This is a genomic window from Neobacillus sp. S1115 (assembly GCF_055385565.1).
In genome coordinates, this window is sequence record NZ_AP038275.1 from 3,798,765 (window position 1) to 3,821,376 (window position 22,612).

General features: G+C 40.7%; 18 protein-coding genes and 1 pseudogene. 3 read left to right on the top strand and 16 right to left on the bottom strand.

All coding sequences use genetic code 11. The features are described 5' to 3' along the window. Positions 1-273 precede the first annotated feature (273 nt). The 4 genes from ACZ5B7_RS18315 to ACZ5B7_RS18330 form a co-directional block, all read right to left on the bottom strand. Positions 274-1,071, bottom strand: coding sequence for a hypothetical protein (locus tag ACZ5B7_RS18315; RefSeq protein WP_464490471.1), 798 nt, complete (start codon positions 1,069-1,071; stop codon positions 274-276). After that, positions 1,064-3,550 carry an FtsX-like permease family protein gene (locus ACZ5B7_RS18320; protein WP_464490472.1) on the bottom strand — a complete coding sequence of 829 codons (2,487 nt, stop codon included), beginning with the start codon at positions 3,548-3,550 and terminating at the stop codon, positions 1,064-1,066. Before ACZ5B7_RS18320 ends, ACZ5B7_RS18315 begins: the two co-directional genes overlap by 8 nt. Beyond that, positions 3,522-4,229 (bottom strand): ABC transporter ATP-binding protein, encoded by a 708-nt coding sequence (locus ACZ5B7_RS18325; protein WP_464490473.1) that lies wholly within the window; start codon positions 4,227-4,229, stop codon positions 3,522-3,524. The genes ACZ5B7_RS18320 and ACZ5B7_RS18325 overlap by 29 nt, the downstream gene beginning before the upstream one ends. A 393-nt stretch (positions 4,230-4,622) precedes the next feature. Beyond that, positions 4,623-4,766, bottom strand: a complete 144-nt coding sequence (locus ACZ5B7_RS18330) for a YrzI family small protein (RefSeq protein ID WP_464490474.1) — start codon at positions 4,764-4,766, stop codon at positions 4,623-4,625. Positions 4,767-5,120: 354 nt separating this feature from the next. Here ACZ5B7_RS18330 and ACZ5B7_RS18335 point away from each other — a divergent pair, with 354 nt between their 5' ends. After that, the gene (locus ACZ5B7_RS18335) at positions 5,121-5,282 is read left to right on the top strand and encodes a hypothetical protein (protein WP_464490475.1); all 162 of its coding nucleotides are present in this window, start codon (positions 5,121-5,123) and stop codon (positions 5,280-5,282) included. Between the two features lie 136 nt (positions 5,283-5,418). On the opposite strand, the gene ACZ5B7_RS18340 is transcribed toward ACZ5B7_RS18335, so the two are convergent. From ACZ5B7_RS18340 to copZ, 6 genes are all read right to left on the bottom strand, one after another. Then, positions 5,419-6,588 carry a uracil-xanthine permease family protein gene (locus ACZ5B7_RS18340; RefSeq protein ID WP_464490476.1) on the bottom strand — a complete coding sequence of 390 codons (1,170 nt, stop codon included), beginning with the start codon at positions 6,586-6,588 and terminating at the stop codon, positions 5,419-5,421. A gap of 234 nt (positions 6,589-6,822) precedes the next feature. After that, positions 6,823-7,473, bottom strand: coding sequence for a response regulator transcription factor (locus ACZ5B7_RS18345; protein ID WP_213119199.1), 651 nt, complete (start codon positions 7,471-7,473; stop codon positions 6,823-6,825). Then, a complete protein-coding gene (locus ACZ5B7_RS18350) occupies positions 7,473-8,897 on the bottom strand; it encodes a PAS domain-containing sensor histidine kinase (RefSeq protein WP_464490477.1) in 1,425 nt (474 codons plus the stop codon). Before ACZ5B7_RS18350 ends, ACZ5B7_RS18345 begins: the two co-directional genes overlap by 1 nt. 191 nt (positions 8,898-9,088) lie before the next feature. Next, positions 9,089-10,015: a hypothetical protein gene (locus tag ACZ5B7_RS18355; protein WP_464490478.1), complete on the bottom strand. Its 927-nt coding sequence runs from the start codon at positions 10,013-10,015 to the stop codon at positions 9,089-9,091. Positions 10,016-10,234: 219 nt separating this feature from the next. Further along, on the bottom strand, positions 10,235-12,793 hold the full coding sequence (locus ACZ5B7_RS18360) for a heavy metal translocating P-type ATPase (protein ID WP_464490479.1): 2,559 nt from the start codon (positions 12,791-12,793) through the stop codon (positions 10,235-10,237). Positions 12,794-12,861: 68 nt separating this feature from the next. Further along, on the bottom strand, positions 12,862-13,071 hold the full coding sequence (gene copZ, locus ACZ5B7_RS18365; RefSeq protein ID WP_464490480.1) for a copper chaperone CopZ: 210 nt from the start codon (positions 13,069-13,071) through the stop codon (positions 12,862-12,864). 240 nt (positions 13,072-13,311) lie between these two features. Here copZ and ACZ5B7_RS18370 point away from each other — a divergent pair, with 240 nt between their 5' ends. Then, entirely contained in the window at positions 13,312-13,632 is a 321-nt protein-coding gene (locus ACZ5B7_RS18370) for a hypothetical protein (RefSeq protein ID WP_464490481.1), read from the top strand. Positions 13,633-13,719: 87 nt separating this feature from the next. Here ACZ5B7_RS18370 and ACZ5B7_RS18375 read toward each other — a convergent pair whose 3' ends face one another. The 6 genes and pseudogenes from ACZ5B7_RS18375 to ACZ5B7_RS18400 form a co-directional block, all read right to left on the bottom strand. Next, complete coding sequence (locus ACZ5B7_RS18375; protein ID WP_464490482.1) at positions 13,720-14,175, bottom strand: CBO0543 family protein; 456 nt, start codon at positions 14,173-14,175, stop codon at positions 13,720-13,722. Positions 14,176-14,254: 79 nt separating this feature from the next. Further along, a complete protein-coding gene (locus tag ACZ5B7_RS18380) occupies positions 14,255-14,722 on the bottom strand; it encodes a CBO0543 family protein (protein WP_464494524.1) in 468 nt (155 codons plus the stop codon). Positions 14,723-14,985: 263 nt separating this feature from the next. Then, positions 14,986-16,464, bottom strand: coding sequence for a PAS domain-containing sensor histidine kinase (locus ACZ5B7_RS18385; RefSeq protein WP_464490483.1), 1,479 nt, complete (start codon positions 16,462-16,464; stop codon positions 14,986-14,988). Positions 16,465-16,641: 177 nt separating this feature from the next. Then, a complete protein-coding gene (locus tag ACZ5B7_RS18390; protein ID WP_464490484.1) occupies positions 16,642-17,307 on the bottom strand; it encodes a DJ-1/PfpI family protein in 666 nt (221 codons plus the stop codon). A 184-nt stretch (positions 17,308-17,491) separates the two neighbouring features. Further along, a pseudogene (locus ACZ5B7_RS18395) lies at positions 17,492-18,508 on the bottom strand (flavin-containing monooxygenase); the annotation flags it as partial. Positions 18,509-18,930: 422 nt separating this feature from the next. Continuing rightward, positions 18,931-19,953, bottom strand: a complete 1,023-nt coding sequence (locus ACZ5B7_RS18400; RefSeq protein ID WP_464490485.1) for a nuclease-related domain-containing protein — start codon at positions 19,951-19,953, stop codon at positions 18,931-18,933. A 1,334-nt stretch (positions 19,954-21,287) separates the two neighbouring features. On the opposite strand from ACZ5B7_RS18400, the gene ACZ5B7_RS18405 reads away from it, so the two are divergent. Continuing rightward, on the top strand, positions 21,288-22,544 hold the full coding sequence (locus ACZ5B7_RS18405; RefSeq protein ID WP_464490486.1) for an MFS transporter: 1,257 nt from the start codon (positions 21,288-21,290) through the stop codon (positions 22,542-22,544). Positions 22,545-22,612 lie beyond the last annotated feature (68 nt).

The following is a 22,612-nucleotide window of genomic DNA, read 5'->3' on the forward strand; positions in this document are numbered from 1 at the left end:
TTATGAACCGCTTCTAATCTACCGAACTATGGTGCGGCCAAGAAATTGGGGAGTTATGAACGCTTCTTATCTACCGAACTATGGCGCTTCCAAATAATTGGGGAGTTATGAACCGTTCTTAACTACCAAACATAAACGCCCTCGTAGTATTGGGACGTTAAACAATTAATCCATGGTAGATTATTTAAAAATCACCAATAATCCCTAACGAATGGACCAATAAATAAAAAGAGGCAGATCCAACTCGATCTGCCTCTCAATCTTATTTCACCCTTACTGAACCTTTATCACATAAGGAACTGTAAATACTTTGTTATCTCTCTGAAACTGCATCCAAATCTTATAAACTCCACTTTTTGGAAATTCTGTTTCAAAAAGAGCCTCCGGACCACTTCCCTGCCCTTCAACTGCGTGAACATGCAAGTAACGTTCCCCGTCCTCCGATAAAACAACCACGTGACCAATCGCCCCTAGGTAAGGCTCGAGGTTAGTAATCGGCTGATTTGTTGCTTCGTCCGTTAATGTAAACTTAAGAGTAAGCTCCTTGTTTGCCTCGAAAGCATCCAATGTTAAGGCTACTCGATTGCCATCCACGGTTTTCACAAGGGCATCATCAACCACGACAGAAACAGAAGCCTTTTCACTTCCCTCAACGTCAACCCACGCCATTTTGGTCATTGAATCGCCGTCAGCTGGCTTGAAGTCTGCAATAAGCTTATACTGACCGCCAGCTGGAAATTCATTTGTGATCTCAAACAAACCGTTCCCTTTATACTCTGGGTGGATGTGATTGAAATAGGATAAATCCTTGCTGACTATTATCAAGTGCAACAATTTTTCGTGTGTAATTTCAAAATCATCAATCGGTTTCCCGTCATTCTGCAAAATCTTTAGTTGTATCCGTTTCTCGTCACCCGCTACACTTTCAATCTTCCATTCCGCCTTAACATCATCAGCGACAATTCGGGTACTAACTTCCGCAACTTTCTCATTCTCCCACGATTCATTCGATCCCCCGCAGGCAGACAGCAATAACAACGGCAATAACAGCACCAACAAGATTCTACTCATATCGAAGCGCCTCACTTAACTTGATTTTTGCTGCTTTGGTTGCTGGAGCGATGCTGGAAATGATGCTGACAATAATCCCAAACAAAGCTATTATCGCAATAATTAACCAAGAGACGCCGAATTCAAAGGTTAGTGAGTTTACTTGCATAAACGTAGACGTCAAATAGATTAGCAGAATGCCAAACAGGATTCCGATGACAGTTGCAGCAAGCCCTATTCCAAACCCCTCTAATAAAATCATCCCGATAATCTGACGGTGCGTAACACCAACGGCCCGCATCATCGCTATTTCCCGGACCCGTTCCATAATATTAATCAGCAATGTATTCGCTATCCCGATACCAGAGACGATAATCCCAAGGATGACAAGTGCGTTCACCATACTGAAAGATGCTGTGATGGTACCGCCAATCATGGAAACCCAATCCTCAGGACCCCACATTTCCTCAATTCTACCTCCGAATTTGGAGTAAATATTCTCTCTCAATTGGAGTGGGCTCATTTGTGCTTCCTTGATGACTAAGGCATTTCTTTCATATTTCACACCGAAGTTTTCCTTGAAGTTCTCATCACCCATAAACGCCCCGTAACCACTATTTTTCATTGTGTGTACCATGGCGGCCACTTTAAAGTTTTTTTCACCATCAATAGTAGCTAACGTAATGCTTTCGCCAATTTTTCCTCCCCAAGTTGCAAAGGCGGCCTGATCAAGGATAATTTCATCGTCTTTTAAGCTCTTAATTAATGCACTGTGTGAACCATTTGCTACGGTAAACAACGGGAACCGGTCAATCCATTCAGCCCCGACTCCGTATACAGGGAGCATTCGCTTCTCGCCATCCAAATTCCAAACGATTCCCTGCATCGAATACGTAGCTGCATCTTTGACGCCGTCTGTATTTTTAATAATGTCGAGATCCTCTTTCTCAATATGGTGGAACATGATGTCGAGATTTCCGCCGTAAGATTGGTTAATCATTTTCTCATACGACTGTAGTAGGGCAGAATTTAGAGAACTCATTAACACAATCATGGCAATCCCAAGAGATAGAATCACGGAAGTCATGGAAGTGCGGCCAATATTTCGATTTAAATTACGGATTGCGACGTCTCCGGAAAATTTGAATACAAGTCGATAGAACGCTTTCAGAACAAAACTAAACAGTTTAAAAAGATAAGGAAACACTAGGGTGATGCCAATCATAAGCGGCAGGACTAAAATCAAATGCTTGATAAAGAAACTTGATAGAATAAGTAAGACCCCGACGATTCCTAACCACTTAGAATTACCACTAGGCTTTGCCTTGTTCTCTTTTAACACGTCAATCACACTAGTCTTACCAACCTGTTGAATCGGGTACCAGGAGGCAAGAATCGGAACGAGCAGACCGGCAAGGATTGACACGATCAACCCGGTTGCTAATTCCATGGAACTGTTGCTTTGTACGCCATATACCATGAAGATGAGCAGTTTCAATCCATGGGCAAGGCCATATCCTACCGTAAGCCCAAACACCGTTCCGATAATGGCAACCAATAATACCTCGGTCAGGACCATACCCTGTAATTGTACAGGTGTATACCCAATCGTTTTCATCACGGCAAATTCACTTTTTCTTTCTTTAATGCTTACATAGAGCGAATTAAAAATGATGAAGGCACTCAGTGCAATTCCCAGAAAACCAGCAATATACAGGGCTAAGAAGAAAGTATTCAGATCTTTAAAGGCAGTATCAAAGTTAATAATCATAGGCTGCATATAAATACCGGTATTGTTTTTCACAAATTGATCCAGCTCATTCTCTACGGCATCAAGCTGATTAGGGCTTGATGCTTTTACCTGGATTGCTTGAATTTTTCCATTTAAATCAAACCAGTTTTGGACTGTTGGGAGTGGAACTGCGACCGCCCAGTGGTGATATTTCGCCATATTCCAGCTGGAAGGGCCCATTAAGTCTTTTGTGTATCTAACAATGGCCGTTATCTTAATTGTTTTGACACCTTTGTCTGTATCAAATGAAACCGTGTCGCCAATCTTAGAGCCCCAAACCTTTGCTGTTCGATCCGTAATGACGGCCCCCTTGGCTTTTAAATCACCGTCAATTACTTTGAAACCAGTAACTGTGGTATCAAGCTGGCTATAGCCGGTGAGAACGACTCGTTTCTGGATGGAAGAGATCCCTTTTTCTTTTGTAATCAACTTGGTATTTTCCTTTAACATTGCTACGGATTCATAATCCTTACCCGAAGACATTTGCTTATGAACATCTTCGGAAAAATAGGCTTCCGTTCCGGCAATATTAAAATCCGCTTTTGCTATAGCCTCCTTTAAGTAAATAGGAAAGGCTTTTTCTGCCGTATTGACAGCTGCAATCACACCAAATGTGGAGGCAACCCCTATTATGATTGATAACATCGTAAGAAAAGTCCGCATCTTCCGCCGCATTAAATTACGCCATGCGATTTGCCACTTTTTCATTTCGATATCCTCCTTCCTCTACGATCATTCCATCTCTTACCACAATGATTCGATCTGCCACTTGTGCTGCCTGTTGGTCGTGTGTCACCATGACGACCGTAATCTTTTCCTCTTTGTTAAGCTTTGATAAAAGCTTTAAAATATCTTCACCATTTTTTTGGTCAAGATTACCGGTAGGTTCATCGGCTAGAATTAAACTTGGCTTCATCGCTAACGCCCGCGCAATGGCTACTCTCTGCTGTTGGCCTCCGCTTAGTTGGGAAGGGAATGCTGACTCTTTACCTTGCAGGTTTACTTCTGACAGCAATTTTTGCACAACCGTTTTGATTTGATTTTTTGGAGTGTTGTTGGCAGTAAGAGAAAGGGCAATATTTTCTCCGACCGTCATCATCGGCAGGAGCTGATAATTTTGAAAAACAAAGCCCACCTTTTTACGACGGAATAATGTGCGTTCTTTTTCATTCAATTTGGTTAAGTCAATTCCATCTACGACGATATTTCCTGTTGTAGGCTGATCAAGTCCCCCTAGTAACTGCAGCAATGTGCTTTTCCCAGAACCACTGGGCCCCATGATGGCCACAAATTCCCCTTTACGGACTTGCATTGCTGTGTCCTTTAGTGCAAAAAAATCACCCGACTCCAAAGTATACATTTTCGAAACATTTGAAACTGATATCATATTTTTTCCCTCCATTTAATGGCATGTTGTGTTTTTCTATACTTTCATTGTAGTAATGAATGCATGTTGCCAAACCGCAGTCTTTTTGGAGGTCACCGCACTCTTTTTAAGGTGCCTCCGCAGGATTTTGCGGCAGCCCGCAAGTTTTTGGGGTGAGGAGAGCGGTTACTCTTGGATAAGGTTGTGTTTCTCTCGGATAGCGGGACGTTACTCTCGGATAATGCACGTTTACTCTCGGATAGCGAGATAATACTCTCGTGTTAACCAACATTACTGGCGAATAGTCTTGCGTTACTGTCGCATGACGGGCTCTTACTGGCGGATACGCCGCTGCTACTGTCGCATTACCATAATGAGGCAAAAACAACTGCCAGGATTAACCCCTGGCAGTTGTTAATGCATCATATAATGATTCGAGATTAGCCGATCTTTATGCTCTTCATATAGTTTTTCAACCATTTCATCGTGAAGGGCTTCTTCAGGTGCGATTAATCTTTTTTTTATGCTAACGGTAAAGAATAATAGATTTAATGTCATTGTCATTTTCCTCCTTAATGGGATTTAGTCAATCCCACTGTTTGTTGTTTTCTATATTCACATATTACTCAGTTCAGCCGCTTCCCTAACCGCACTCTTTTTGAAGACCGCCGCATTTTTTCCGTGTGACACCGCAGTCCTAACCGCTAAAGATTAATTATCGCAAAAAGAAATGGCGCAGTTCACTAAACTGCGCCATTTCTTATACCTATTTTTCACATGCCAGTCATAAGAAAAAAGCTGTCGAAACAGCCAATTTTGTTGCATTTATTTTCTACTCCTTAATTGGAGCGGATTTACCGAGTACTTTATGTAAATAATACGATTGTTAAATAAAAATCGAGGAGGATTAATATGCAGCAACAGAATCAACAAACTAAAGGGAATGCGGGCTCCATGATGCAACCAGAATTTGCCGGAACTGATGCACAAAAAGTAAAACAACAAATTCAAAAAGATGTCAGTGCAGGACAAGGTGCAATGACTTCCCGTGAGGCAGGAGCCATGCGCGATTAATTTTACAGGTAGAATTAAAAAAGCAACGGTTCTGCCGCTGCTTTAATGGTTCATGGGGACGATTCTCTTGTTTCATTTTGGTTCACAGAAGAGCGAACTAAAAATTGATGCACAAGAACCGTCCCTATGTCTCTTTTTAACCTTCATTCTTTGTCGTAAAATCGGGTACGAGCCAATGGATGAGTAATCCGGCGATGGTCGCGTAGGCGATACCGTTATGAGCATATCCTACTCCGATAATGAAGATGATAGCGACGATGACCAGATTTTTCATATTTGCCAGGCTTACTTTTTCCTCAATGAGGTGACGGATCCCCATTGCGGCGATCATACCAAATAACAGGATACAAATGCCGCCCATTACTGCAACTGGAATGGATTGGATGAGAGCTCCCACTTTTCCGAACAAGCCAAGGAGAATCGCAATGACGGCAGCGCCTTGTATGATCCTACTGGAAAACTGGCGTGTGATGGCTAGAACACCGAGGTTTTCAGCATAAGTTGTTTGCGCGGGCCCGCCGACGAATCCGGAGATAAGTGTTGCAAGACCGTTACCCAATAGAATACGCCCGAAGCCAGGATCTTTTGTGACTTCTTTTCCAGTAATCTCGTTTAATACAAACATATGACCTAAGTCTTCAATAATGGTAACAAGTGCAATCGGTGCCATACCAAGGATGACAACCCATGTGAATTCAGGCATCACAAAATGAGGGAGCGCGAAAATAGGGGCATCTGCAATGTTTTGAAAATCAACATACCCGCGTACAGCGGAATAAACATAACCGACGATAAGACCGATGATAATTGGTAAGAGGCGGATCACCTTCGTGCCAGCAAGCGTCGCGATGATAGCGGCAAGAAGGCTCACAATGGCAGCGTCCCAATGTGTCGCGGCCATATTGGTGACAGCAGTTGTTGCCAAGGAAAGTCCGATAATGCTGACAACCGGACCGACGACGACTGGAGGAATGGCTTTTCGCACTTTATCGAAGCCAACTGTGGCAATAATCAGCGATACGATGGCATAAACAACGGATACGCTGATAAGGCCTGCCACGGCTTGACCTGGCGAGTGCAGCTTCCCCACATATAACGCAAGTGGAGCAATAAACGCAAAGGACGAACCTAGATACGTAGGAACTTTTCCACCTGTAATAAGATGAAAAATCAAGGTTCCTACACCACTTGCAATAAGGGCACTTCCTGGGTCAAGGCCGGTGAGAGCTGGCACCAAGACTGTTGCACCAAACATCGCAAACAAATGTTGTAACGACAATGGTATTGCTCTTAAAAAATTATTCAATTCTGTTTCCCCCCTTTATAGTTCCTTTGTCTATTCAATGTTAAATATTCGCATAAAAAATATTTTATGTCTTTTTTGTTTACCTTTTTGTATTTTCTGTTTTTGCTACGTTCATACACAAAAAAGAGGCTCCCGAAGGAACCCCCATTACACGCTAAAATCAGTGCGATTTTAATTGTGAATCCACTGCTTTTTAGTTATTTTTTCCAATAGTTACGCCAAATAAGAATGTTATTATTTCAATTCTTCCTCAGGAATCAACCCAAGCTTCTTGGCCTTGGCAATGGTATCGACTCTTGTTCGAACGCCAAACTTTTGGTAAAGGGCGGTCAAGTTATACTCTAATGACCGCTGGCTCATCGCTAAATTCGAGGCGATTTCCCTGGTACTTTTCCCTTTAGCTAGTTCTGTCAGGATTTGTTCTTCATTGCTGGTTAGGACCACTTTTTCATTGGCAGTGGACTGATCCGATATTATCCCCGGTCTTCTTAATTCTCTTACCAATGAAAGCGGCAGAACTACCTGCTGCCTTAAGGCACTCCTAATTCCTGCAACTAACTCATCCCGCGATGAAGTTTTTGAAAGAAAACCAGAAACACCTGCTTCAACCAGCAAATTAAAATGAGGCTTGATATCGAAGCCTGTATAAATCAATACAGTCAAATCCGGATTATATGCCAATGCTTGCTTTGCTAACTCAAGCCCATTTAGGTGTGGCATGTATAAATCGAACAACAATACATCATAATGGTGCAGCTTGATTAAATTCATCGCATTCAATGAACTGTTTTCAACCGTAATGTTGAAATCCGGTTCTTGTTCCAACAGCATTTTGGTACCTTCAATAATGGATAAATGGTCATCTACAATTAAAATATTCACCATTATACTAAACTCCTTTCTAAGTTAATCGGAAGCTGTAAAGCAGCAAATAACCCACATCTCGGCTCCAAACTGATATCCATCTTGCCTCCAAGACTTTGCGCTCTTTGTTCTACATTTGTTAACCTCAAATGATCCGAAGAAGAACTCTGCCCAACTCCGTCATCACTGTACACCAGCTTCAATTGATGATCCTCATAGTAGAGATCAAATTTTATTTCATTCGCCCGAGAGTGTTCCTCTGCATGATTAAGGAGTTCCTGCACGATCCGGTAAATCCCGATCGTCTGCTCCTCGCTTAGCGGAAGCATGGAGAGATCTCCTGACGTAAAAGTAATTTTATAGGTGGAGCTAATTTGAACATGCTCGAACAAATTTTCCAATGATCTTTTTAATCCTAACTCTCTTAGCAGCGGTGGGCGTAAGTTATTGCAGGTCACCCGAATATCATGAATGATATCCAATAAACCCTGTTCGATCCCAACAAGTTTGGTTTTGACTTCCTTGTCTATTTCATAACGATTCAAAAGAGATTCCAGCCTGCGGTATAAGTCAATTTGATCCTGCAAAACCGTATCATGCAAATCACTCGATAACGTCAATCGCTGCTGTTCCTGCAGATTAAACATTAACCGCAGCACCCATTGCGGCGTTTCCTTACTACGGGTGGCTGTTTCCAGCTGCTGGATCAGATTCTCTATCATATTTAAATTTTCAAAAACCATCATAGAATAATATGCCAACGTTTCCAGCCAAATGGATTCCATCTTTTCCCGAATGGCACTTGCATTGATGGACAGGATGTAGGGGCTCTGTTGCCGACCGCCTATTTTAATCATGACCTTGTCAGAAGCCGTCTCCATTTTTCCTAATGATAATTGTATGTCTTTTGGAAAAGTTTTCAATATGGTAGGATTTGAGTTTGGTAAAATGGTTATGAGTTCCTTGATTAGTCTCTCTTCTAAGTCAGCATGCTTCATCACAAAAGAAAGATCATTCGAAAAGTTCTTCAGGCTATTCTGCAACACTTCATGACGGTTCTTATGGTACGCAAGCTCTAGCTCCATCCGCTTTCGTTCCGTAATGTCCCTAATCGAAACAACTTGAAGATAATTCTCTGTGTCGGGAAGCGGCGTGGTTTTACATTCGCCATAACGCACTTCCCCATTCTTTCTAATCATTCGATATTCCGAGGTATTACTTTGTTTTGAGACCAGCAGGTTATGATGCCTTTGCAGCATATGTCCCCTATCCTCAGGATGAAGAAGGTCAAAGCCGTCTCGATTGTGTAATTCTTCAGGTCGATACCCCATAGTCTCATAAACATTTGGGGTAATATATAAAATGTGACGATTCCGATCCACAATCATGATTACGTCACTTGTATGATTGAGGATTGTTTGAAAAAATTGCTGGTTGTTATCCATAAAAGCACCACCTGTTTTCTCCTCTACTCCTAGTTTAACTGGAATTTCTTTATGCGAACCGCAAAATTCTTGCGTGTTTGGACTCTTTTCGTGCACTTCCTAGATTTTTTGTTTTTTTCTTCACAGCACTAACGAAAGGGAGAGTCTAGTCTAGCCTGCCCTCCCCCTCCACATGGTTCACATTCTATTTATTATTCCGTCACTTCAATCACAAACGGAAATGCTCTCACTTTACCATTTTGTTGGAACTCAGCCCAGATTTTATAAATACCAGGCTTACTAAATGTAGTTTCAAAAATCGGTTCCGTATCATTGGACGGGTGCACATGGAGAAATTTCTTGCCGTATTCATCGAGTATCACCACATGGCCCATGGCTCCTAAATATGGAGTCAAATTGGTTCTGTCAAGGTCGAAGGAAAGTTTAACGTTCTCCCCTGCTTTAAAAGAACTGACGGTCATTGTAACCTTTTCCCCATCGACAATCTTGGTGAAATCAGTATCTGGAACTAATGAATGACCATGTGCAGCCGTATTTACAACTGGTGAACCAACCACAAATGGAACTGGTTCTACTGCATAAGCATGAGATTTAGGCTTAATGTCGATAAATGCCTTATAATACCCTTCAGGAAGTAAATTTCCAATTGTGAACTCACCTTTACCTGTTCGCTCGGGATGTAAATGGTAATACTTCTGAAGCTGTTCGTCGACAATTATCAAATGAAGAATCTTTTCATGATTGACTTCTAAATCATCGATTGGATTTCCTGCCTTATCTTTTAAATAAATTTTAATATTGTCTTTATCATTGTAAACAAACGCATTTACTTGGCTGCCATCACTATGTGAAGAACCCCCGTCATGGCCATGGCTTCCTTCCTCCCCATGAGCACCCGTTTCCGCTGCCTCGCTACCATGATCTGAACTCCCCATATCCTCCATGGTTTCCATGCTTTCCTTTTTATCTTCGTTCTTTTTGTTTTTCGTATTCCCCATATCCTCCATTCCCGCTTCTGCAGCGGTTGTCTTTTCATCTGCGAACCATTTGTCATAAGCCTGAAAACCAACGATGACAATGGTTACATAAAGCATTCCTGCGATTGCCCATTTTCTCATTTCTTTCACTCCTTTTAATGTTGAATGGATAAATTCTTCCAATTGGTATGTTCTTAGCATACTGCTAAATGGCTAACTTCAAACCGCAAATCAATCGAATCACCCCGCAAAGTTTTTGTTAGCTTCCGCTAGAAAAATAGCAACTGTCAGAAAAAAATAAGCTTGCGGATCCTTTTTTCCGGGACCATTCGCAAGCTCCAAATAGCAATTGAAGAAATTTCACCGCAATATCACATCCACTAACTTCTGTATTCCTGCATCCTCTAATAAATTGTTATAGATAAAATAACCACCAAACAGTACCACTAGTAACAGCAAAGCCGGTATCAGCCATCTTTTTGGAGAAAATGCGGCCTCCACGGTATTCAACTGTTCGTTTTGTAACCTAAGGGCATTTAATACCACGGATACAGAGCTAAATGCCATAGCCGCACCCGCCAGCCATGGGGCGAGAAAACCGAGTGCAGCGACAGGAATGCCGACCGTATTGTAGGCAAACGCCCAGAATAAGTTTTGCTTAATGTTTTGCATCGTCTTTTTGCTCATATGAATGGCATCTGCAATACTATTTAAATCCCCACGCATCAGGGTAATATCCGCCGCCTCCATCGCCACATCCGTACCAGTTCCGATCGCCATGCCAATATCGGCAACTGCCAAAGCGGGTGCATCATTGATTCCGTCCCCAACCATGGCCACGATTTTCCCTTGGTCCTGAAGCTTCTTCACTTGTTCAGCCTTTCCTTCAGGTAGTACCTCAGCGAGAACGCGGTCAATTCCTGCCTGTTTAGCAATCGCATGTGCCGACTCTTTATTGTCCCCCGTAATCATGATCACTTCTAATCCTAGGTCTATCAGGCGTTTCACTGCTTTTTTCGATGTTGTCTTAATCGTATCTGCGACTGCAACAATTCCAACATATTCTCCATCAAACGCAGCCAGCATCGCGGTCTTACCCTGATGTTCCAAGTTCTCCATTTTTGCTAAAGCTTTCTCAAAAGAAACGTGATGCTCTGCTAAAAGACGGCGGGTTCCAATTAAAACTGCTCTTCCTTCAATATTTGCTTTAACACCATACCCCGGTATAGCTTCAAAATCAGTGCAATCCTCTATTAAAATTCCTTTTTCTTGAATCCCATGAACAATCGCTTGTGCCAACGGATGTTCCGACTGTTTCTCGGCAGCCGCGACCACCGATAAAAATTCCTCTTCGCTAACTTTTCCATCCACAATAATATCGGTGAGAACTGGCTGACCATTTGTAATGGTTCCTGTTTTATCCAAAACAATCGTGGTTAGTCGGCTAGCTCTTTCCAGATGTTCGCCGCCTTTGAAAAGAATGCCAAATTCAGCCGCACGACCCGATCCAGCCATAATCGACGTTGGGGTGGCCAACCCCAATGAACAAGGGCAGGCAATCACAAGTACGGCAATTAATTTTTCAAGGGAGCCGGAAAAGTCGCCTGGTGTCACCCAGAAATACCAAATCAGAAAAGTTAGGATAGCAATCCCGATTACAATCGGAACGAAGATTCCAGATATTTGATCAGCCAAGCGCTGAATTGGAGCCTTAGAGCCCTGGGCACTTTCAACAATTTTGATAATTTGTGCAAGAGCCGTGTCTTTGCCCACTTTAGTGGCACGAACTTTGATGAAGCCGTTTTTATTGATAGTTGCGCCAATCACCATGTTCCCGATCGTTTTATCTACCGGAACACTTTCACCGGTTAACATCGATTCATCCAAAGCGGTTCTGCCTTCGATAATCTCTCCATCCACTGGAACCTTCTCACCAGGCTTAATTAATAAAATGTCCCCTACCACTACCTCTTCTAGCGGAACCTCCAGCTCTTGGCCGTTTCTTTCCACAACCGCCAGCTTCGATTGTAATTGTATCAGCTTTTTGATGGCTTCAGAGGTGCGTCCTTTTGCGCTTGATTCAAAAATCTTTCCTAAAATAATAAGAGCAATTAAAATGGCACTGGTCTCAAAATAGACCTCCAGCATCGCGACGCCTTTTCCATAAGACTCCATCAACACATATAAACTGTAGAAAAAGGCCGCTGAGGTTCCCAGCGCCACCAAAACATCCATATTAGCACTGCCGCTCCGCAATGCTTTATATGCACCCCGATAAAACTGAAGGCCAATCAGTAATTGTACAGGTGCAGCCAAAATCAGCTGCACCCATGGATTCATAAAGAAAGCCTGAATGCCTAATGTATCCGGAACTTTCGCCATATTGGCGAACATGACCAGGGCCATTGGAAACGACAGCAGCATGGCGAACAGGAACTTGCCTTTTTGTTGCTGCAGCTCCAGCTCTCTTGGATTAGCCTTGCCTGCTCCCGCCTTTTGTTTCATTTCAGCTCCATAGCCCAGCGTTTCAACCTTTTGAATGAGGTCATGGCCTTGAACCATCGAAGGATGATATTCCACTGTGGCTGTTTCCATTGCCAGATTCACTACTGCCTTGGATACCCCATCTATCTTATTTAAACCTTTTTCTATCCTTGCCGCGCAGGCTGCACAGGTCATTCCCGTAATCAGGAATTCTGTTTTTTCCGTCACAACATCGTAGCCAATCTCTCTGATTTTGTTTTCCAAGGCTTCTACGCCTGCTTTTTCCGGATCGTACTTGATGGTGGATTTTTCTAAGGCGAGGTTTACAGCTGCCTCGATAACCCCATCCGTTCTTGTTAAACCTTTTTCGATTCTTGCCGCACAGGCCGCACAAGTCATCCCGATTATCTGCAAATTTGCTTCTTTCATGCCCATAGTTTCGTCCCTTCCCTACATTTTTTTCACCTCGTTTAACAGAGACCTCATAAAGTAGTAGGACTTTTTTAATGGCAGACTTCGTATCCGCGGCTTTCAATGCATTCCTTAATTTGTTCGGGACTTACTTGATCCAAATCGAACACGACCGCCACATTGGCTTCCTTTAAATTAACTATTACTTTATTGACACCCTCGAGTTTCCCGACGCTTCCCTCAATTGACTTTACACAATGCTGGCAGGACATCCCTTTTACTGCTAATGTAATCCGATCCATTTTCCATCTCTCCTTTTGGAATAATCATTTGACATTATCATTGTATAGGAGTTGCCGCTTGGTAAAACCGCAATGTTTCTGGGTCACCCCGCAGGATTTTGATGAATCCCTGCAAGGAATTTTTCGGAAAATGAGCAGAGCAACTACTTAGGAAAGATTGCGCATGGTGACAGTTGAACTCGTACTTTCGTATAATGAAAAGGGATGGAATCCAATCAAAAATAAGATGGTGAACCAGGAATGAGAATATATTTTTCAGAGAAGCAAATGGAGGAAATAAAACGAATCGTTCAAAAAGACCTTTTGATAAAAGGAATAGAACCAACAGATGAGTATTTATTTATCCACTGTTTTTCGAAAAAACAGAAGGAAACCGTCTATTTTCATCTGTTAACAGAAAATAATACGTTGATAATCCGCTGCTATGCACGCGTGTTCGACACCATAGGTTTGAGTGTGATAATCAGAAGCACTGCAAAAAACATATTTGAATATCTGATAAACCACACCGGATTACAAAACACAATCTATATAGAAAACGGGATGGAATTTAAAATTTAAAGAAGATGGACCTTAAAGTTCTATGGACAATAGATTAAGCCTGTATCATTGATTTGGATACAGGCTGTTTTTTTGCATTCTTTAAAATTAGATTGATTCTCTAACTAGCTTTCGAACAATTTTTAAAACAATAACTAGGATATAGAACAGAATTGGATATGATAAAGCAGAGTATATATAAGTCCAGCCATTATGATAAAAATAACCAGATTTAACTGCAGCGTACTCGTAAAGTACAGCAAATCCACTACAAACGAAAATGTATACTAATTTGTTTGGCCATTGTTTTTTAAATGGATAATAATTTAGAAAAATGGTGGTTACGGCTGGGTATATTCCAATAATTGCTATTAATGTTTTCCATTGAATCCCCTTAGTAAAATATCCATACAAGTCATATTTACCATCAAGATAAATATCTACATTATCTTGTAAAGTCATCGCAAAGAAGATAGTGGAAAAGATTTCAATGCGGGTTAACTTCTTTGGCATAAAAATAGAATAGACACTAAACATTACAGAGGAAATGATTAAGAACCACATAAAAAATGGATTCACCACCTATCAGTGGTATTATGCCCTTTTGAAAATGAAATAACAAATTGCCTATGGAAACTATGTATTATAAAGGATCAAATTTTTTAGTTATACTAATTCGATAAGCAATTAAATAGATGATAATGTAAATGGGAAGAGAATAAAAAACACTCCATTTTATAGTCGTATAAAATCCAAGCCATTCAAAAAAAGGTTCACCTATAAAAGAGGTCAATGCGGAATAGATAACAGCTTTAATAAAGGGGTTTAGACTTGGCTTAAATTGCAGCCAAAGCATAAGAGTTACAGGAATTAAGGTAAAATCCCAAGGTAAAAACGTTGGAATCGTAGGCAATACTCTTCCAGAATAATGCCAGGATCCAAAAACAAGTCCCAAAAAATCTAACCAAGAAGCTACACTGAAGCCAAAACTTCCGGCTAGAAGTAATCTTGCTTCACTTCCACGCTTTCGCAGTTTGATCCAGACAAGCCAAGGAATGATGGATAAGGCTGCTGAAAGCCAAAATTCCCATTGCCATAATGTATGTTCAATCTAATAGTTTACATAATCCACTTGGACTTGATGAATTCTTTGAAAAAACTGATCAGAATTTTTTATTTCTTCCTTGCTAATCAATAGTGTCATTTAATACTCACCTAACAAAATAATTTAATTCCAGTATTCCCCAACCTTGTTTTAACAATCCGGCTAAAGAAAAAAAGTGGATGAACCTCTCCCTTACTAGGCTCATCCGCTTTTTCTATAAATTTATGAAGGAAAATACTATAAAAGTTAATCCTCAAAGTGTCCATACATTAAACACTTAGTGGTATTTGCATCTTAACACTTAGGCCCTTGCCAGGCTGCGAGGCAAAATCTATAGTTCCGTTGAGGCTTTGAATTCGTTCCCGCATACCGGAAAGTCCCATACTTTTAAAGGACGGAGTCAACTTTTCAGCAGCAAAGCCGACGCCATCATCCAAATAGTGAAGATGAATACACTCTTCCGTTCTGCTTAGATGAAAATGCAGATTACTAGCTTGGGAGTGTTTAGCGGCATTGTTAAGCAACTCTTGAACAATACGGTAAATGCCAATGGTTTCTTCTTCATTTATTACAAGGCTATCCGTATTCTCGACTGTAAACTTGATTTTAAAGGTTGAAGATACTTGAGTATAATCAAATAAATTTTCTAAAGCGCTAATAAGGCCCGCTTCCCTTAGAAGCGGCGGTCGCAGCTCATTACAAGTCATTCGAATTTGATGAATCGTGTCCAACAGGCCTTGCACAATTCCCTTTAACTGCCGGTCTACTTCACTATCAAATTGGTATTCCTTTAAAATGGATTCCAAGTTTCGATATAAAGCCATTTGATCCTGCAGGACGGTATCATGTAAATCGCTTGATAATTCCATTCTTTGTTTTTCCGATAAGTTAAACAATAATCTTAAAATCCACTGTGGTTTTTCACTTTTTTGAAGGGCTGTTTCCAATTGACTCATCAGACTCTCAATTACATTCAAACTTTCAAAAACCATTACGGTGTAATGAACCAATGTCTCCAGCCAAATCAAATCCATTGACTCTTTGATGGAAGAGGATTTAATGGTGAGAATATAAGCCATTTCCTTTCGGTCACCTATTAAAATATAAATCTGCTCGTTTTCAACCTTAAGTTTTCCAACCGTTAAATTTGTCAAAACAGCCGCCAGACTTACTGGGTACTCCCCTTCCATCGCTTTCGATTCCCGATCATATATCACCATTTGCGGTTCAGAATCCGGTATTATTGTGTTAAGCTCGTGTATTAGTCTGCTTTTAAGCTCCGACACCTTCATAACTCCAGATAGGTCCTGTGAGTAGTTTTTTAAACAATTTTGCAGTTCTTGATATCGGTTCTTTCTTCGCTCAAGCTCTGATTCCATTCTTTTTCTCAATGTAACATCCCGAATGGACACAACGATAAGATTGTCGGGATGGTTTTGAACCGGCATGACCCGCGATTCAAAATATTTTAATTCGCCGTTTTTATGAAATACGCGATATTCGTCCACCCTTGGTTCACCTGTCGCGATCACTTCTTTATGTGATGCCATTAGTCGATCCCGATCTTCCGGAGAGAGAGGATCAAATGCATTTCTCCCTACGAACTCGTCTGGACCATAACCTAAAATTGTTTCGACAGAAGGTGTAGCAAATTGTACGATTTGATGTTGGTCAACAATCAAAAGGATATCGAGTGTATGCTTTGCAATCGTTTCAAATTCCCAGTTCCTATAGGTCTTATTTTCCAAACTTTCACCGCCTATGGATAATTTTTCCTATAAATTCCATTTTACACGATGAACTAAGAATTGGATACATTAATGTTCGTTCCAGTACATACTTTTTTCATTTTAATCTTGTCTGTTTTATACGAATAAAGGGAGGGGATGCAATTTTGGCACCCCCTTTAGATTTGTTGATATAGGTTAAATTTCAATATCTGCCTTGATTCTCCAGTCATACGGGTATTCTTCTGTAGCCGCCGTCCTTTCTGCCGCCGTTTCACCCATTAATTTTCCAACAAGATACAGTGACATGTCGATACCAGCAGATACACCTGCAGAGGTAAGAATATTTCCCTGATCGACATAACGCACCTTTGAAACAACCGTAATATCTGGATAATTCGATTTTAAGTAATCTAAAGCAAGAAAGTGGGTGGTTGCTTTTTTTCCAGATAGAGCACCTGATTCAGCCAAAATGATTGCACCTGAGCAAACAGAGGCAACGATCCCGCCTGATTCGTAGAAATCCGAAATCCACTTGATTAACTCTTTATTTTCAACACATTTATGGATGGCATATAGCGGCCCGCCAGGAACAATTAAAATATCTATTTTAAACTCATTGCTCTGAAAGCCATAATCAGGTTGGACCTTAAGGCCATTATGAGAAGAAATGATTCCCCCTGTCTGTGAAATCGTTTTAACAATAAATGGTTTTTCTTCAATGGCTAAGCCTTCTGTTAACATTTTGGAAACTTTGTCATCTTCAAATACGGCAAGAGAAAAAACTTCAAACGGTCCAGCATAATCTAGCACATCTACATCCTCAAATAGCAATATACCTACATTCCATTGTTTTTTCATCATAATCCTCCCAAAAATAATACTTATTAAATGATACATTCCTATCATAAAATTCAACTATTCTTTAAAAACCGCAAAAAAAACGTAAACTCGCGCAAACATTTTTCAGTTTCCCGCAAATATTGCCTAGGCAAAAAAAACTCCAGATGGCGAATTCAGATTTATTAGTCTTTGTCATGCATTTATAAAGGTATTCCGCATCTTCACCAACCCCTAATAGCAGGGCCGAGCCCCTGCGGTGCTGCCAGGGCAAACCAAGAAAATAGAGTCCGTCAATTTCTGTTACCCCTCTTTCATGCTTTATGTTTCCGTTAGAATCCAGAAGATTGGGGGTTTCGATCCATGAATAGTTCGGAGTAAAGCCAGTAGCCCAAATAATATTTTTTACTGAGATGGAAGTAAGGTCCTCAAATTGAATCTCATTTTTTTGAATAGACTTAGTTCTCCTCTTTACTATGACACTATGATTCTTTATCTTCTCCCTCAGCTCGTAACCGAAAATGGGGTCACCTTGGCTTTGGATTTTTTTACCGATGAAAGAGTGACGATCTGCCTTTAATAACCCCAATTTATCAAACCACCAGAAAATGCTTTTTGAAGCAACATTTAAAGGCATGAAACGAATTTTTTGGCTAACAGATAAGTATGTTTCGTGACTCTCCGATAACTCAACTGCGATTTGGGCACCCGAATTACCGCCTCCTACCACTAATACAGGACCATCTTGCAGCTGAGTTGGGTTTTTATATTCTGAAGAATGAAGCTGAGTTATTTCTCTTGAGAGTTCTTTCGCAAAGGATGGAATACTTGGTGTGTGGAATGGACCTGTGGCGATGACGATTCTTTTTGTTTTTATCTTTAAATCGTTTGTGGATATGACAAAAATATCCTTTTCTTTTCGTACCTTTTGTACCTGAGTATTGAACTTTATTGGCAAATCAAATGCTTGAACGTATTGATCGAGATAATCCGCAATTTCATCTTTTGTTGGAAACCCCTTCGGATCACCTGGTAAAGGCAAACCAGGTAACGAGCTATAAAATCTCGGTGTAAACAAAATGAGAGAATCATATCGCTTTCGCCAAACATCGCCTGCCCTGCTTTGATTATCAAGGATCAAAAACGAAAACCCCGATTGCTTCAAGTAATATCCCATTGATAAACCAGCCTGCCCGCCACCAACAACGACCGCATCGTAATTCATAAACAAGACCCCCTTGTATTTATATAAATTCCCATTCCGTTGGTATGAAATCATCTTACGTCAGAAGAAGAAGTTACAACGCGCAAAAATGAGCCCCACTCCCGCAAAAATTTGTAGGGCCTTTGAAACCCAAATTTTAACTATCTCTCCCTTTTATGTAAATCTAAACTTCTAAATAAATCAACTAGTTTCACTTTTGCGGGGGATCAACACTATTTTGCGAAAATTAGAGGTTTATTTGCGAAACCGGGAAATATATATGCGATATCCCACTATTTATTTGCGAACCTAAAAGAGAAGAAGGAACTCCCTAAATTTATTTTCGATCTATAACGAAATATTTGCGAAAACCCACTATTTATTTGCGAACCCAAATCAGAAAAATGAGCTCCTAAAATTTTTATTGAGAGAGCCATCTGATATTAATTTCCGCTTCTCTCTTTTTTGCTCATATTTTTAATTTCCTTTTTAGGATCCCAAGGAAAACTAGCGGGTGAATACGTCCGTGTTTTTTTCGAACCGGAAGAAATAAGATTTAATGAACGCAGGATTCTTCCGGCGATATGTATGCAATCCAAACGAGCAAATTCTCGGAACTGCTTGTTTGTGATTTTCAGATCATACAGCAAAAAATAGTCCATTAACATATGAATATGAGCATCCTTGGAATAAGTTTGGCAGGCGGGACAATACCATTTATGCTTTTTGCGAATAAGAGGATGATGAGAGGTAGGACACAGAACCCCAGGCATTAAGTCTGATTTCTCAATTCCGAACTTTTCTAACATGAAGTTTGTCGGAGGGGTATTCATTTTAATGAGGAGCCGGGATAATCTTCGCATTTCCTTTGCGTCAAGGACAGGAGTTTTATAATAACCTTCAAACATTTTAATTCTATTAAGGAATGCATCTGCCTTGCAAACACGCTTTTTCATCTTTCCCGATTCTTGGCCAGTAACAACATATGTTGCATACGGATTACTTAGGACGACCACATAATCAACCGGAACCGGAGGGAAGTTGTGCGCTGCCAGCAGTTTTTGTAAGTACTCCTGATGCCGTTCTTCTTGGGCTATTGGATTAGGATATCCTTTAATTTCTCCATGCCACTCTTGAATAAACTGTTTGTTTTCAGTATCAAAAGTTAGGTTTCCGCCTATATTTTTCGAACCTACAGCAATAATGGAATCTGAACTAATTAGGAGTGTATCAATTTGGCAGTTGTACGGGCCATCAGGCAGGTTTAAATCGTGGAGTATAAAGTATTTCTGTTCTGGAAGGGATCGATAGTAGAAATCGAGCGACTCTTCGCCTTTGTAGCCAATCACTCTCCTTCGATGTTCGTCCTCAATCATTGGATATCTAGGGTGACTTTTCGGGAGCCGCCTCAAAATAGCCTCCAAGATGAGTATAATAAGCGGAACTACTCTTACTTTCAGTATCAAAATAACTCCTCCTTTCTATTTTCGAAAAATAAATTCTTCCCCAATATTTAAAATCCTGCTGAAATTTATCGAATATTGTTAAATAATTGTGTCTTTTTTTCTGGGAAGATCCTTATTTGAAGTATTTGAAGTTAAACTAAAAACTACTAATTTAGGTTTTGAAATTTACTTGCGGAATTTTCCAAAATATTTGCGATTCTCCTCCTTTTATTTGGGAATCCCACCGATATATTTGCGGTTATAAACAAGAAGGACTTGCCTCTACAAGTTATTTGCGAAAACTCACTGTTTATTTGCGATTCTCCTCCTTTTATTTGAGAATCCCCCCCAATATTTTTGCGGTTCTAAACAAGAAGGAGCTGCCTCATCAAGTTATTTGCGAAAACTCACTGTTTATTTGCGAATCTACGACTTTATTTGCGATTCCCCCCTATATATTTGCGGATCTAAACAAGAAAGAACTGCCTCATCAAGTTATTTGCGAAAACTCACTGTTTATTTGCGAATCTCCTCCTTTTATTTGCGATTCCCCCCGATATATTTGCGGTTCTAAACAAGAAGGAGCTGCCCCATCAACTTATTTGCGAATACTCACCGTTTATTTGCGATTCACCTCCTTTTATTTGCGAATTCTACCGATATATTTGCGGATCTAAATAAGAAGGACCTGCCCCATCAATTTATTTGCGAAAACTCACTGTTTAATTGCGAATCTACTCCTTTTATTTGCGATTCCCCCCAATATATTTGCGGTTCTAAACAAGAAGAAGCTGCCTCATCAAGTTATTTGCGAAAACTCACTGTTTATTTGCGAATCTACTCCTTTTATTTGCGATTCCCCCCGATATATTTGCGGTTCTAAACAAGAAGGAGCTGCCTCATCAAGTTATTTGCGAAAACTCACTGTTTATTTGCGAATCTACTCCTTTTATTTGCGATTCCCCCAGATTTATTCGCGGGTCTAAACAAGAAGTACCTGCCCCTACAAGTTATTTGCGAAAACTCACTGTTTAATTGCGAATCTCCTCCTTTTATTTGCGATTCCCCCCGATATATTTGCGGATCTAAATAAGAAGGAGCTGCCCCATCAAGTTATTTGCGAAAACTCACTGTTTATTTGCGAATCTACTCCTTTTATTTGCGATTCCCACCGATATATTTGCGGATACTTCCGCCTAATATTGCGGTATTCATGCGGTATGTTTGCGGTTTTAGCTACTTCAAACTGGCGTAAGATAGTTTCAAAGCAGACGAAGCCGATTCTTAAGCAGTTGCCTTAAGAATCCCAAGCTGAATTTTCGCTTTCCAAAAAAAATTGAAAGGGTGTTGTAATTATGTCAAGTCAACCACAAATCCAGGCACCAACGATGAAATCGTTGTTTGCCAATCGCTTTGTTCAATCGATATTATTATCAGGACTGTTTTTACAGTTAGGCATCTGGGTCCGAAACTTTGCCATCTTAATGTTTGTAACCGAACAAACCAATAAGGATCCATTCGCAATTTCGATGATCTCCGTAGCTGAATTCGGGCCAATCTTCTTATTCTCTTTTATCGGCGGGACCTTTGCCGACCGGTGGAGACCCAAACGCACCATGGTTTTATGTGATCTGCTAAGTGCACTGTCCATATTCGCAGTATTACTGGCACTCGTTTTTGGCGGCTGGAAGGCAATCTTCTTCGCCACCCTCGTTTCATCTGTTTTGTCACAGTTTTCACAGCCATCTGGTATGAAATTGTTTAAGCTTCATGTTCCTGAATCCTTAATGCAGCTTGGGATGTCCATGAACCAAACGATGCAGTCTATCTTTACGGTATTGGGACCCATCATTGGGACGCTGATCTACTTCCAATTTGGCATCTTTGTATCGATCGCTATCATGGGCATTTGTTTTCTATTATCCGCTCTTGTTCTTGCGTTCTTGCCTGCTGATCAAAAGGTAGAAACGGTATCGACAACAAATGTGTCAGCGGAGATGAAGATGGGTTTGCGTTATGTATTTTCAAATAAGCTTTTCCTTTATATGGGGGGATTTTTCCTTGCCGCCGGTATGGGGCTAGGCCTTGTCAACCCACTGGGAATATTCTTGGTCACTGAGAATCTAGGATTATCGGCACAAAACCTGCAATGGTTTACCGCTTTAAATGGTGCAGGAATGATCCTTGGCGGGGTTGGAGCAATGGCGCTCTCCAAAAAGATCACACCGCAAAAGATGCTTTTGATCGGATTTATTTCGAGTGCCGTATCTGTTGCGGTATTGGGGGCTGTTAATCTTGTTTGGGCAGCCTTACTCGCTCAATTCGTATTCGGAATTATGGGTCCACCTATCCATATTGCGTGTAATACATTGATTTTAACAAACGCTGAAGAATCTTTTGTAGGTCGAGTCAATGGAATCTTAAACCCTCTATTTATGGGTGGAATGGTGTTAAACATGAGCTTAGTAGGTCTATTAAAAGCAGAATATCCGCTTATTGTTATGTATCTACTGGCATCCTCTCTATTCCTTATCGGCGCATTAGCGTTGCTCCCAATGCTAAAGCTTAAATCAGCCAAACAGGTGAAAGCTGTCCCTATGCAGCACCATTAAAAAAGGCCTAGGAGAATTGTAGACAAAAGGCACCCGAATGAGTGATTCGGGTGCCTTTTATTTGGATA